The 12,663-nt window shown below is 70.8% G+C and carries 12 protein-coding genes and 2 riboswitches; of the genes, 9 read left to right on the top strand and 3 right to left on the bottom strand.

The features are described 5' to 3' along the window. Entirely contained in the window at nt 1-1,125 is a 1,125-nt protein-coding gene (gene gcvT / locus QRN19_RS13515) for a glycine cleavage system aminomethyltransferase GcvT (protein ID WP_285027468.1), read from the bottom strand. 56 nt (nt 1,126-1,181) lie between these two features. Next, nucleotides 1,182-1,285: riboswitch (glycine riboswitch) on the bottom strand. A 1-nt stretch (nt 1,286) separates the two neighbouring features. Next, nucleotides 1,287-1,372, bottom strand: a riboswitch (glycine riboswitch). A 150-nt stretch (nt 1,373-1,522) separates the two neighbouring features. Here gcvT and QRN19_RS13510 point away from each other — a divergent pair. From QRN19_RS13510 to QRN19_RS13480, 7 genes are all read left to right on the top strand, one after another. Beyond that, a complete protein-coding gene (locus tag QRN19_RS13510) occupies nt 1,523-2,305 on the top strand; it encodes an NUDIX hydrolase (RefSeq protein ID WP_285027466.1) in 783 nt (260 codons plus the stop codon). Continuing rightward, entirely contained in the window at nt 2,302-3,609 is a 1,308-nt protein-coding gene (nadA, locus tag QRN19_RS13505; protein WP_285027464.1) for a quinolinate synthase NadA, read from the top strand. Before QRN19_RS13510 ends, nadA begins: the two co-directional genes overlap by 4 nt. A 1-nt stretch (nt 3,610) precedes the next feature. After that, nucleotides 3,611-5,236, top strand: coding sequence for an L-aspartate oxidase (nadB, locus tag QRN19_RS13500; RefSeq protein ID WP_285027463.1), 1,626 nt, complete (start codon nt 3,611-3,613; stop codon nt 5,234-5,236). After that, nucleotides 5,230-6,081, top strand: coding sequence for a carboxylating nicotinate-nucleotide diphosphorylase (gene nadC / locus QRN19_RS13495; RefSeq protein WP_285027462.1), 852 nt, complete (start codon nt 5,230-5,232; stop codon nt 6,079-6,081). Before nadB ends, nadC begins: the two co-directional genes overlap by 7 nt. A 1-nt stretch (nt 6,082) precedes the next feature. Continuing rightward, the gene (locus QRN19_RS13490; protein WP_285027461.1) at nt 6,083-7,225 is read left to right on the top strand and encodes a cysteine desulfurase family protein; all 1,143 of its coding nucleotides are present in this window, start codon (nt 6,083-6,085) and stop codon (nt 7,223-7,225) included. 106 nt (nt 7,226-7,331) lie between these two features. Then, nucleotides 7,332-7,532, top strand: coding sequence for a hypothetical protein (locus tag QRN19_RS13485; protein ID WP_064296429.1), 201 nt, complete (start codon nt 7,332-7,334; stop codon nt 7,530-7,532). A 136-nt stretch (nt 7,533-7,668) separates the two neighbouring features. Then, nucleotides 7,669-7,884: a hypothetical protein gene (locus tag QRN19_RS13480; RefSeq protein ID WP_064296430.1), complete on the top strand. Its 216-nt coding sequence runs from the start codon at nt 7,669-7,671 to the stop codon at nt 7,882-7,884. Nucleotides 7,885-7,985: 101 nt separating this feature from the next. On the opposite strand, the gene QRN19_RS13475 is transcribed toward QRN19_RS13480, so the two are convergent. After that, nucleotides 7,986-9,641, bottom strand: coding sequence for an ABC-F family ATP-binding cassette domain-containing protein (locus tag QRN19_RS13475; RefSeq protein ID WP_285027459.1), 1,656 nt, complete (start codon nt 9,639-9,641; stop codon nt 7,986-7,988). Nucleotides 9,642-9,851: 210 nt separating this feature from the next. Here QRN19_RS13475 and QRN19_RS13470 point away from each other — a divergent pair, with 210 nt between their 5' ends. Both QRN19_RS13470 and QRN19_RS13465 read left to right on the top strand, forming a co-directional pair. Next, nucleotides 9,852-11,069, top strand: a complete 1,218-nt coding sequence (locus QRN19_RS13470) for an ice-binding family protein (RefSeq protein WP_285027458.1) — start codon at nt 9,852-9,854, stop codon at nt 11,067-11,069. A gap of 46 nt (nt 11,070-11,115) precedes the next feature. Continuing rightward, nucleotides 11,116-11,463, top strand: a complete 348-nt coding sequence (locus tag QRN19_RS13465; RefSeq protein WP_285027457.1) for a LysR family transcriptional regulator — start codon at nt 11,116-11,118, stop codon at nt 11,461-11,463. Between the two features lie 13 nt (nt 11,464-11,476). Here QRN19_RS13465 and QRN19_RS13460 read toward each other — a convergent pair whose 3' ends face one another. Next, on the bottom strand, nt 11,477-12,646 hold the full coding sequence (locus QRN19_RS13460; RefSeq protein ID WP_285027456.1) for a hypothetical protein: 1,170 nt from the start codon (nt 12,644-12,646) through the stop codon (nt 11,477-11,479). Nucleotides 12,647-12,663: the final 17 nt, after the last annotated feature.

Raw genomic sequence — 12,663 nt, 5'->3', positions numbered from 1 at the left:
TTACTTCTCTCTCGAATAGAAGGGGAGCGTGGAGACGGTCGCGGGGATCCGCGTACCGCGGACGTCGATGTCGAGCACGGTGCCCGGCTCGGCGTGGTCGGGGTGCACGTAGGCCATGGCGATCGGGTGTCCGAGGGTGGGCGACAGCGCCCCGCTCGTCACCTCGCCGACCGTCGTGTCGCCGGCGAGGACGCGGTACCCGGCACGACCGGCACGACGCCCCTCGGAGACGAGGGCGACGAGCACCGGTGCGTCGTCCGCCGGGCCGGCCTCGACGGCGTCGCGACCGATGAACGTGCCGTGCTTGCCGAGTGCGACGACGCGACCGAGTCCGGCCTGCACCGGCAGCATGTCCGGACCGAGCTCGTGACCGTACAGCGGCATGCCCGCCTCGAGGCGGAGTGTGTCGCGACTGGCGAGCCCGGCGGGGACCAATCCGAGCGGCGTCCCGGCGGCGACGATGGCGTTCCACAGCTCCATGGCGTCGGCGGCGTCGACGTACAGCTCGAACCCGTCCTCGCCGGTGTAACCGGTGCGTCCGATGAAGACCGTGCCGTTCTCGAAGGAGGCACCGGTGGCGCGGTAGTACTTCACCTCGTCGAGGGAGGGCAGTTCGTCGAGGATGTGGAGCCCCTCGGTCGCCTGGAGGATGGCGCGGGAGGCGGGCCCCTGGACGGCGATGAGCGCGATCTCGTCGCTACGGTCCATGACGACCACGTGCTCGAACGCCGCGGCCCGCTCGGTGAGCGCTGCGACGACGGCGTCGTGGTTGCCCGCGTTCGCGACGACGAGGTACTCGTGCTCGCCGTTGCGGTACACCACGAGGTCGTCGATGATGCCGCCGGCCTCGTTCAGCAGCAGGGAGTACTTGGCCTGGAGCAGGTCGATGGCGGACAGCTTGCCCGCGAGCGCCTGGTCGAGGAAGTCGGCTGCGTCGTCGCCCACGACCTGGATCTCGGCCATGTGGGAGATGTCGAAGATCCCGGCGGCGGTGCGCACGGCGTGGTGCTCGGCGAGGTCGCTCGAGTACCGCACGGGCATCTGCCATCCGGCGAAGTCCGTGAAGCTCGCGCCGGCGGCTTCGTGGACGGCATGGAGCGGGCTGGTTCGTTCGAGGTCGGTCACGAGTTCTCCGGGGTCGCGTGGTGCGCTGCGGACACCTGGCGGTGTCCGTTGGGAACTCCCCCTCTGTCATTGGCCTGAGAGCTTCACGAGCGCCGCTGCTGCGGACACTGCTTTCACCGTCGGCGAGCGCACCACGAACGTGCGCTGCTTTCCAGAGTGGCCAGTCCGATGCGGTACAGGACCTGAGAGATTGGCGGGGAGGCTTGCTCCTTCGGTGCCGGCGTACCGGCTCTCCCGCATCGTGTTTGCGGCCCGATGTTCGATTGAGCCGCCAGCATATCGCGAGTGGTCACCTCGGCGCAGGACCTTGTTCGAGTCAGGTGTACACTAAGCCTGTATCGAGTACAGGTCATTTCTACCTGAAGTGCCGCCGGTGCTCCGGAACGCGGAGATCCCCATGCAACGATCGACGACTCCCGCGGAGCAGGCGGAGCAGCAGGTCGGCCTCGCGGTCTCGACCGTCATCTTCACGCTCCGGGCCGACGACGGGTTCGGCGCGACCGACTCGACGCCGGGGATCTGGCTCCCCCTGGTGCGGCGCATCCGCGAGCCCTACGACGGCCTCTGGGCGTTGCCGGGCGGTCCGCTCGGAGCGGCTGAATCCCTCGTGGATGCGGCCGCGTCGACCCTGGAGGCGACCACCTCCCTCCGCCCGCGGTACCTCGAGCAGTTGTACGCGTTCGGCGACCTCGACCGTTCCCCCGCCGAGCGGGTCGTCTCGATCGTCTACTGGGCGCTCGTCGGCTCCGATGAGGCGAAGCGCACGCGGCTCGGCCAGAACGTGCGCTGGTTCCCGGCCGACGCACTCCCCCCGTTGGCGTTCGACCACCGCGACATCGTCGAGTACGCCCTCTGGCGGCTCCGCACCAAGCTCGAGTACAGCCACATCGCGCACGCTTTCCTCGGCGAGACCTTCACCCTCTCCGAACTCCGCGAGGTGCACGAGGCGGTGTTGCAGAAGCAGCTCGACCCCGCGAACTTCCGACGCCAGGTCGAGTCCTCCGGTCTCGTCCTGCAGACCGACGAACTCCGTACCGGTGGACGCCACCGCCCGGCGCGGCTCTACCGGTGGACCCAGCCCGTCACCCGACCGGAGGCCCCGTCGCCCGGGCGATCGACGAGCCGCAGGCCCACGACGTCCACCCCGACCACCCGTCAGCAGTCCGAGGAGCCAGCATGACCATCACCGCATCCGTCGACGACACCATCCAGCAGATCACCGAGGGTGCGTCCGACGGCGCGACCTGCGCGCCCGAGCTCGCGGCCGGCCCCTGGGTGTTCGACCTGCAGCCGCCGAGCTACGGCCCCGGCGCGTCGATGGGCGACGTCATCCCGACCGGTTCGCCTCGGCAGGGCCAGCTCCCGGCCGCCTACCGGGACGCCTCCAACGATGAGCTCCACCGCCGCATCGTGGCCGCGAAGCAGACGCTCGGAGACCGCGTCGTGATCCTCGGACACTTCTACCAGCGGGACGAAGTGGTCCAGCACGCCGACTACATCGGCGACTCCTTCCAGCTCGCGAACGCGGCCAAGGCACGCACCGAGGCCGAGGCGATCGTGTTCTGCGGCGTGCACTTCATGGCCGAGACCGCCGACCTCCTGTCCGGACCCGAGCAGGCCGTGATCCTCCCGAACCTCGCCGCCGGATGCTCGATGGCCGACATGGCGGACATCGACCAGGTCGAGGAGGCGTGGGAGGCGCTCGAGGCGCTCTACGGGACCGATCCGGACGCCGACGGCCGGGTACCGGTCATCCCCGTCACCTACATGAACTCCTCGGCCGCGCTCAAGGGCTTCTGCGGTCGGCACGGCGGGATCGTCTGCACGTCCAGCAACGCGGAGACGGTCCTGCGGTGGGCCTTCGAGCGCGGACAGCGGGTGCTGTTCTTCCCGGATCAGCATCTGGGTCGGAACACCGCCAAGAAGCTCGGTGTGCCGCTCGAGCACATGCCGATGTGGAACCCGAACCGCCCGCTGGGCGGCAACGAGGCGACCGACCTCGAGCAGGCCGAGGTCATCCTGTGGCACGGCTTCTGCTCGGTGCACAAGCGGTTCACCGTCGACCAGATCGACCGCGCCCGGGCGCAGCACCCCGGCGTCCGGGTCATCGTGCACCCCGAGTGCCCGATGGCGGTCGTCGACGCCGCCGACGAGGCAGGCTCGACGGACTACATCCAGAAGGCCATCGCGGCGGCGCCCGACGGCACCACGTTCGCGATCGGCACCGAGATCAACATGGTGCAGCGCCTCGCCGCGCAGTACCCGCAGCACACGATCTTCTGCCTCGACGACGTGATCTGCCCCTGCTCGACGATGTACCGCATCCACCCCGGCTACCTGGCCTGGGTGCTCGAAGGACTCGTCGCGGGCGAGGTGCTCAACCGCATCACGGTCTCCGACGACGTCGCCGTGCCGGCGCGGCTGTCGCTCGAGCGCATGCTCGCCGCGAAGCCGCCGGTCGCCGCCGGAACCCAGGCCGGCTGACATGGCGACGGTGCTCGTGGTCGGGAGCGGGATCGCCGGTCTCGTGGCCGCGATCCACGCGAGCGAACGGCACGAGGTCGTGGTCGTCACGAAGGACGTCCTCGGCCAGAGCAACACGCGCTATGCGCAGGGCGGCATCGCCGGGGTCATGTTCGACGACGACCGGGTCGAGGACCATGTCCGGGACACGCTGCTGGCCGGCGCGGGGCTGTGCGACGAGGAGGCCGTGCGGGTCCTCTGCACCGAGGGACCCGAACGGATCCGCGAGCTCATCGCCTTCGGCGTGGCGTTCGACCGCGACGGCGATGCCCTCGCGAAGGGCCTCGAAGCAGCCCACTCCTACCCCCGGGTGCTGCACGCCGGCGGTGACGCGACCGGTGCGGCGATCGAGACGGCGCTCGTCGAGACGCTCGCAGCCCGGCGGGTCACCGTGCTGGAGCATACCCTCCTCGTCGACCTGGTGGTCACCGCCGGGACGGTCACCGGTGCGCACCTCCGGTCCCCCGAGCGCGGTGCGTTCACCGTCGGCGCCGACCAGGTGATCCTCGCCACCGGCGGTGTCGGACAGCTCTACCCGTTCACGACCAACCCGGCGGTGGCGACGGGCGACGGCGCCGCTGCAGCGCTCCGTGCTGGAGCGGTGCTCGCCGACGTGGAGTTCGTCCAATTCCACCCGACCGCGCTCGCCGCACCCGGCAGCTTCCTCGTCTCCGAGGCCGTCCGCGGCGAGGGGGCCGTCCTCCGGGACGCGAACGGTGAACGCTTCATGCGGGCGCTCCACCCCGACGCCGAGCTGGCCCCACGCGACGTGGTCGCCCGCGGGATCGCCCGGGCCATGGCGGCGCAAGGTGGTGCGCCGGTGACCCTCGACGCGACCGCGCTCGGCGCGGACCGCCTCGCCGCGCGGTTCCCGGGGATCGACGAGCACCTCCGAGCCTCCGGCGTGGACTGGTCGCGCACACCCGTCGCCGTCGCCCCGGCCGCGCACTACTGGATGGGCGGCATCGCCACGGACCTCGACGGCCGGACCACCCTGCCCGGGCTCCTCGCCGTGGGCGAGGTCGCACGCACGGGCGTCCACGGGGCCAACCGCCTCGCCTCCAACTCGCTCCTCGAGGGTGCCGTCTTCGCGGCCCGCGCCGTCGCGGCGATCGATGCGGCACCGGGTCCGATCGCCGGTCGCCCGAGGCTCGGCGGTCAGCGGGTCGTCCTGGATCCCCGTGCGGCCGATGACGATCCCGGACCCCGCGCGGATCCCGTCGAACCGTTCAGCCGATCGGCGCTCCACGCCGTGATGTGGCGGGACGCCGGACTGGTCCGTGACGCGCGTGGTCTCGAGCTCGCGCGCCGGACCCTGGACCGGTGGTCGGCCGAGCTCGACGACGACGTCGACGCACCGCGGTCGGTCGCGGCCGCCGAGGACCGCAACCTCCTGCTGCTCGCCCGGGCAGTGGTCGCCGGCGCGATCGCACGCACCGAGTCACGCGGTGCCCACGCCAGGGACGACCATCCCGGTGTCGATCCGGATCAGGCGTCGCCGATCGCGATCATCCTCGGCGCCTTGGCCGACGCACCCCAGCCCACCACCCACCCATCCGTGAACGGAACCGTGCTCGCACCATGCTGACCCCACACCTCATCGACACCACCGTCACCGCGGCCCTCGTCGAGGACGCCCCGTGGGGCGACCTGACGGCGGCGACCCTCATCCCGGAGGACGCCACGGCCTCGGCGTCCCTGACCGCGCGCGACGCGGGCGTCTTCAGCGGTTCGGCCGTGTTCGAGGCGGCGTTCCGACTGACCGACCCACGCATCACGGTCGCGTTCCTCGTCGCCGACGGCGAACGATTCGCCGCAGGCGACACCATCGCCATGGTGTCGGGTCCGGCGCGCGCCGTCCTGACCGCCGAGCGCGTCGCTCTGAACTTCGTGCAGCGGATGAGCGGGATCGCGACCATCACCGCGGCCTACGTCGACGCCGTGTCGGACACCCGTGCCCGCATCGTCGACACCCGGAAGACGACCCCGGGTCTGCGCGTCTTCGAGCGCCACGCGGTGCGATCGGGCGGCGGCCACAACCACCGCCACTCGCTCTCCGACGCCGTCATGGTCAAGGACAACCACCTGGCGGTCCTCCTCGAGCGCGGCCTGACGGTCACCGAGGCATTGCTGCGGGCTCGCGAGGAGCTCCCGCACACGACGACGATCGAAGTCGAGGTCGACCGCCTCGACCAGATCGAGGCGGTACTCGCAGCGGGCGTCGACACGATCATGCTCGACAACTTCACCGTCGACGAGCTCCGTGAGGGCGTCGCACTCATCGCCGGCCGCGCCATCGTGGAGGCGAGCGGGAACGTGACGCTGTCGACGGTGCGGGCCATCGCGGAGACCGGCGTGGACGTCATCTCCTCCGGTGCCCTCACGCACAGTGTCCGGTCCCTCGACCTCGGACTCGACGTCTCGGTCGACTGAGATGCTCTACCTCGACAACGCGGCGACGACGCCGGTGCGCCCCGAGGTGCTCGAGGCGATGTGGCCGTACCTGACGAGCACCTTCGGCAACCCGTCGAGCCATCACACCGTCGGCGAGGCGGCCGCCGGGGCGTTGCGAGATGCCCGGCGACGCGTCGCCACCGTGCTGGGCGTCCGGCCTGGGGACGTGGTGTTCACCTCGGGCGGCACCGAAGCGGACAACCTCGCGGTCAAGGGCATCACCCTGGCGGCCCTCGATCACGGACGCCATGTCGTCACCTCGCCGATCGAGCACGAGGCGGTCGCGGAATCGGTCGCCTACCTCACGCGGTTCCACGGGGTCGAGGCCACCGTCCTCCCCGTGGATGGAGCGGGTCTGGTCGACCCGGTCGAGCTCGACGCGGCACTGCGGCCGGACACGGTGCTCGTCTCGGTGATGGCGGCCAACAACGAGATCGGCACGGTCCAAGACCTCTCGGCGCTCGGAGCCGTCGCCCGGGCCGCAGGCGTCCCGATCCACGCCGACGCCGTACAGGCGGCGGGATGGCTTCCGCTCGGACTGGATCGCCTCGGCGTGGACGCGCTGAGCCTGGCCGGCCACAAGCTCGGTGCGCCGAAGGGCGTCGGACTGCTCGCCGTGCGCGGCTCCCTGCCGGTGGAACCGCTCCTCCACGGCGGCGGGCAGGAGCGCGGTCGCCGCAGCGGGACCGAACAGGTGGCCGCCGCCGTCGGGCTCGCGACGGCGCTGGAGCTCGCCGAGCGTGATCGGGTGGAAGCGTTCGACCGCGTCAGCGGGTTGCGTGACGCGTTCATCGCGAGGGTCCTGAACGAGGTCCCGCGCGCTCGGTTGACGGGCCATCCCGAACGACGCCTGCCGGGTATCGCGTCGTTCGTCTTCCCCGGGACCTCCGGTGAGGCGGTCCTCCTCGAACTCGAGCGCCGCGGCGTCATCTCCTCGAGCGGTTCCGCGTGCGCCGCCGGCAGTGACGAGCCGTCACCGGTGCTCCTCGCGATCGGCATCGCCCCGGAGGTCGCGCAGACCGCCGTGCGTTTCAGTTGGACCGCCGCCGTCACCGCGGCCGAGCTGGACCGGACGGCGAGCGCCATCGTCGCCTCGGTGGAGGCCGTCGCGGGCCTCCGCTGAATCCCGCGACGACCGACCGCACGGATCCGGGCGCGCTCGACGCCGGGTGTCCGATGCCGGGTGTCCGACGGCATCCTCCGCAGGACGCTGGGCTACGGTGGGATCCATGAGCACCGAGCAGGACGCGGCAGACCGCGCACGACGTCGACACGACAACGAGGACGCTGACGCCGTCACGCGCTTCCTCGCTGAGCGCGACCCGGAGTACGACCTCCACACGGAGCGTCTGGTCGACCCGGAGGAGGTCATCCTCAAGGACTGGCTGCCGCACGCGACCCCGACCGACGGTGGCGCTCCCGCTCCCTGAGGGACGACGCCCACCCGCGCCGGATCGTCTCATGATCTAGCCGTCCACGCCTCGGAACACAAGTGGTTGCCGCGCGGGCGCGGGCCCGCGAGGCTGGAACGGTGACCGAGAGTCGGGATCAGAGACGGAGTTGACGATGGGATTCCTGGACAACGCCAAGGACGCTGCTGAGGCGACGGGCAAGAAGATCGGCGAGGCCGTCGACGACACCAAGGAGCGCATCAGCGACAAGCTGGACGAGGCCAAGGCCGATGCCAAGGTGAAGCAGGCGGAGGCCGACGTGAAGAAGGCCGAGGCCGAGCGCGACACCACCGAGGCGAAGAACGACTACAAGGAGCAGCTGCGCGACTGACGCGCCCTCTGGACGACGAGGACCCCGCCTGGCGAACGCCGCGGGGTCCTCGCTCATTGTCGGGGCGTGCGTCCACCCGACGGCACGGGTAGCGATCGTCGCTAGCGCTCCGTGACCTGGCCGGCCTCGACGACCCATCGCCGTTCGATCCGGACGGTGTCGAGCATGCGGCGGTCGTGGGTGACGAGGAGGAGTGTTCCGTCGTAGCTCTCGAGCGCCTCCTCGAGCTGTTCGATGGCGGCGAGGTCGAGGTGGTTCGTCGGCTCGTCCAGCACCAGCAGGTTGATCCCCGTCGCCTGGAGCACGGCGAGCCCGGCGCGGGTGCGCTCCCCCGGCGACAGCTCGTCGACGGGCCGGTTCACGTGGTCGGCCTTCAGCCCGAACTTCGCCAGGAGCGTCCTGACCTCTCCCGGACTGAGGTCGGGCACGATCGCCTCGAAGCGGTCGGCGAGTGGCTCCGAGCCGACGAGCAGTGAGCGGGCCTGGTCGATCTCGCCGATCCGCACACTGGAGCCGAGGCTCGCGCTGCCCGCGTCGGGTTCGCGACGACCGAGCAGCGTCGCGAGCAGGGTGGACTTGCCGGCGCCGTTGGGCCCGGTGATGCCGATGCGGTCGCCCACGTTCACCTGGAGCGACAGGGGGCCGAGCTGGAAGTCGCCCTGCCGGACGACGGCCTCGGACAGCGTCGCGACGACCGTGCTCGAGCGCGGTGCACTACCGATCGTGAACTGCAGCTGCCACTCCTTGCGAGGTTCCTCGACCTCGTCCAGCCGGGCGATCCGGCTCTCCATCTGCCGGACCTTCTGCGCTTGCTTCTCGGAGGACTCCGCCGAGGCCTTCCGCCGGATCTTGTCGTTGTCGGGCGCCTTCTTCATGGCGTTCCGCACGCCCTGACTGGACCATTCCCGCTGTACCCGGGCGCGACCGATGAGATCCGCCTTCTTGTCGGCGAACTCGTCGTAGGCGTCGCGGGCGTGCCGCCTGGCGACCTCGCGCTCCTCGAGGTAGGCCTCATATCCGCCCCCGAAGACCCGGTTGCTCTGCTGCGCGAGGTCGAGTTCGAGGACGCGCGTGACGCAGCGGGCGAGGAACTCGCGGTCGTGGCTGACGAGCACCACACCCCCGCGCAATCCCTGCACGAAGCGTTCGAGCCGCTCCAAGCCATCCAGGTCGAGGTCGTTGGTCGGCTCGTCGAGGAGGACGATGTCGAATCGCGACAGCAGCAGCGCCGCCAGTCCGACGCGAGCGGCCTGCCCACCCGACAGTGAGGTCATCATCGTGGTCGTGACATCTGCGTCGAGGTCCAGCCCGAGGTCGGCGAGGACCGAGGGGATCCGCTCCTCGAGATCGGCGGCGCCGCTCGCCAACCAGCGGTCGAGGGCGGCGGAGTAGACGTCCGCGGGGTCCGCGCCGGCCTGCGGGGGTTCGGCGAGCGCCGCGGCGGCTGCATCCATCGCCTCGGTCGCCGCAGCGCAGCCGGTGCGCCGGGCGATGTAGGCGGCGACGCTCTCACCGACGACGCGCTCGTGTTCCTGCGGGAGCGCGCCCACGAAGGCGTCGGAGGGCGACAGCGTGATCGTGCCGGCCTGCGGTTCGAGCGAGCCGCCGAGGAGCTGCAGCAGCGTCGACTTCCCCGCCCCGTTCATCCCGACGACGCCGATGACGTCGCCCGGCGCCACCGTCAGATCAAGGCCGTCGAACAGGGTGCGATGGCCGTGTCCTCCGGCCAGGCCTTGGGCCACGAGTGTTGCAGTCATGCTGCAATCGTCTCATTCCGTTCAGGCTCCGGAGAACGTTCATTTCGCGCCACGAGTCGGCAGAGTAGCGTATCGCACCAAGATAACGATTCGCTACATCAGGAGCGCTAGCTGATCTAGCGACCCCCAAAGGTGGTACACAGGGAACAGTTGCGGTTGATGTCGCCATCCTCGTTGGCTTCGCGCCCCTCCCACACGGAAGGGGCCTTCATGCGCCTCGAACTCTCCCCACCTGACCACAGCGCCAGACCCGGTCGCACTCGCCCACGGCTCTTCGCCGCAGCGGCAGTCGTGACCGTCGGGCTCCTGGCCATCGGTGCCGGACCGGCGAACGCCGCGACCTCGATCGACGGCCCGATCTTCCTCGGCACGGCAGCCGACTACGGCGTCCTTGCCGCATCGGCCGTCACCAACACCGGCGCCACGACGATCGACGGCGACCTCGGGCTGAGCCCGGGGAGCTCCGTGACCGGCTTCCCGCCGGGCCTCGTCAACGGCACCCAGAACGTGACCAACGAGCCCGCCGCCCTGGCCAAGAACGACCTCCTCACCGCGATGGGCGTCGCCTCCAGCCTCACGCCGGCCCCTCAGCAGGTCGGCGACCTCACCGACCTCAACCTCACTCCCGGTGTATACGCCGGCGGGGAGATCTCCCTCACCGGAAACGTGACGCTCACCGGTACCGCGGAGTCGGTGTGGGTCTTCCAGGCCGCGAGCACGCTGAAGACCGCCACCGGTTCCTCGGTCACCCTCGTCGGCGGCGCGAGCGCCTGCAACGTGTTCTGGCGTGTCGGCAGCGAAGCCACGCTCAACGGAGGCGCGCCCTTCGTCGGCACCATCCTCGCCGACACGTCCATCTCCACGGGAGCGGGCACGGTCGTCGAAGGACGTCTCCTCGCGTCCACCGGCGCCGTGACGCTCATCAACACCGTCATCAACCGGCCGACCGGCTGCGACGACGGCAGCGGCTCCGAGGTCACGACGAGCCCGGAGATCACCTCCGCTCCGCTCCCCGGCGGCACCGTCGGCACGACGTACGACAGCACGGTCACCTCGACCGGCAGCCCGGACGCCACGTACACCGTCACCTCGGGTGCCCTGCCCCCGGGACTCGTCCTCGACAGCGTGACCGGGGGCGTGACCGGCACACCCACGACGCCCGGGACCTACACGGTCACCGTCACCGCGAGTAACGGCACCGCACCCGACGACTCCATCGAATCGACGATCGTCATCGTCCCGCCGGGCACCCCGCAGGTCCCCGGTCAGCCGGCGGTTCCGGCCGGAGACATCACGAGGCTCCCCGACACCGGGTTCCAGGGATCCACGCTGGCGATCGTTGCCGGCTCCCTGCTCGGCCTCGGGCTGCTCGCAGGTATCGCCTCGGTGATCGTGCGACGTCGCCGACGCGACCAGCTGGGTGGCTGAAGCGACACTGGTCGGCAGCCTGACGACGTCACCGTAGGCTGAGGGCATGGACCACAAGCAGCTGCGCTCCTTCGTCGCCTCCGCGGAGACCCTCCACTTCGCGAAGGCGGCCAAGGCGCTCGGTGTGCCGCGGAGCACCGTCGTCGCCGACGTCCGGAAGCTCGAGGAGAGCGTCGGAGCGGAGCTGTTCGCCCGGGACGTGGAATCCACGCAGCTGACGGACGCCGGCTACGCGTTCCTCATCGAGGCGCGTCGCCAACTCGACGCCTCTGCGGCAGCAGCCGCCAAGTCGGCTCCCGCGGCGGGCGGCAAAGCCAAGGCGAACAAGGGCAAGGGTCGCGCGCCGAAGGTCAAGGGCGAGCCGCTGCCGTACAAGAAGCGCCAGGGTCGCTGAGCCGCACCCGCCGTCAGCGGTCCTGCGTCTCCGACGCGGACTCGACGACCCGCACCGATTCGCCTCGCCGCTCCGCGTCGGCTCGGGCCGTCCGTGCGATCGACACGAGGGTCTCGACGGGCGTCGGCGCGGCTGAATCGACCGCGACGCCGAGGTTCGCAGCACCGGCGAAGCCGTCGAGCTGCTGCGTCACGGCCTCACGGTAGCCGGCGGCGATCGGTGCCGCGAGGTCGTGGAGACCTGAGAGGCCGGTCGGCCCAGGTTCGACCGACGTGGCCACGAGGATCGTCCCGCTCCACACGCGGGTGCAGACGGAGCCGGCCGGCAGCTCACGGAAGACCGCGGCGGCGAGCAGTGCCTCGAGCTCCCCCGCCGTCGCCAACCCATAGGCGCGGCGGAGGTCGCCGTAGCCGTCGATCGCCACGACGAGGATCGCGAGGCGACGGTCGGACTGCTGCCCCTCACGGAGTCGGGTCGCCTCGGCGACGAACGCGCGGCGCCCCACCGCGCGGACGCCCACCCGCTCCGAGGAGAGGCGCTGCTTGCGCTCCCAGGAGCGCAGGAGGACGAGGCCGACGGCGATCGCGACGACGAACACGAGGTTCATGTAGGTCACGATGGGCGTGCTGAACAGCCGCTCGAAGATCTCCGAGTGGGGACCCGCCGCGAGGTAGACCGCGAGACGCACGGCGGTGAACACCGCGTGCAGGATCATGACGACGACGAGCACCAGTGAGGCCGGTGCCGTTCGCATCCGTCCACGTCGCGCCTCGTATGCGACCAGCAGCGACAGCATGGTGAGCGAGATGAGCCGGGCGATGGTGCCGGCCCACTCCGGGTCGTCGGTGGGGTCGAGGACGGCGGAGATCGCCGTCACCCCGACGAAGAGGGTGCCGAGCAGCACGAGGCTGCGTCGACCGTTGAACAGCCGGCACCCGACCCACAGAGCGGCGATCGAGGCGACCATGGCGGCGTTGGCGACGGCGACGATCCAGACCGAGTCGCCGTTGAGCGTGGCGGCGAGGTAGCTCACCGCCGAGAGGAGGGTGGTGGCGAATCCGGACATCCAGGCGGCCAGGTGCCGCCCGGCGAGGGTTCGCGCGCTGTCGAGTCCGTAGAAGATCCCGCACGCGGCGCAGACGATCACCGCCACCACCAGCATGCTCGCCAGATCGATCGTCACCCGTGGCCTCCCGAGGC

This window comes from Plantibacter sp. ME-Dv--P-122b (genome assembly GCF_030209375.1).
In the GTDB taxonomy this organism is placed as follows: Bacteria; Actinomycetota; Actinomycetes; order Actinomycetales; family Microbacteriaceae; genus Plantibacter.
This window is presented reverse-complemented; position numbering and strand designations above follow the sequence as displayed.

What these genes read in the sequence shown, in the direction of transcription:
- QRN19_RS13510 (WP_285027466.1), top strand. Translation starts at nt 1,523, where the DNA reads ATGCAACGATCGACGACTCCCGCGGAGCAGGCGGAGCAGCAGGTCGGC.
- nadA (WP_285027464.1), top strand. Translation starts at nt 2,302, where the DNA reads ATGACCATCACCGCATCCGTCGACGACACCATCCAGCAGATCACCGAG.
- nadB (WP_285027463.1), top strand. Translation starts at nt 3,611, where the DNA reads ATGGCGACGGTGCTCGTGGTCGGGAGCGGGATCGCCGGTCTCGTGGCC.
- nadC (WP_285027462.1), top strand. Translation starts at nt 5,230, where the DNA reads ATGCTGACCCCACACCTCATCGACACCACCGTCACCGCGGCCCTCGTC.
- QRN19_RS13490 (WP_285027461.1), top strand. Translation starts at nt 6,083, where the DNA reads ATGCTCTACCTCGACAACGCGGCGACGACGCCGGTGCGCCCCGAGGTG.
- QRN19_RS13485 (WP_064296429.1), top strand. Translation starts at nt 7,332, where the DNA reads ATGAGCACCGAGCAGGACGCGGCAGACCGCGCACGACGTCGACACGAC.
- QRN19_RS13480 (WP_064296430.1), top strand. Translation starts at nt 7,669, where the DNA reads ATGGGATTCCTGGACAACGCCAAGGACGCTGCTGAGGCGACGGGCAAG.
- QRN19_RS13475 (WP_285027459.1), bottom strand. Translation starts at nt 9,641, where the DNA reads ATGACTGCAACACTCGTGGCCCAAGGCCTGGCCGGAGGACACGGCCAT.
- QRN19_RS13470 (WP_285027458.1), top strand. Translation starts at nt 9,852, where the DNA reads ATGCGCCTCGAACTCTCCCCACCTGACCACAGCGCCAGACCCGGTCGC.
- QRN19_RS13465 (WP_285027457.1), top strand. Translation starts at nt 11,116, where the DNA reads ATGGACCACAAGCAGCTGCGCTCCTTCGTCGCCTCCGCGGAGACCCTC.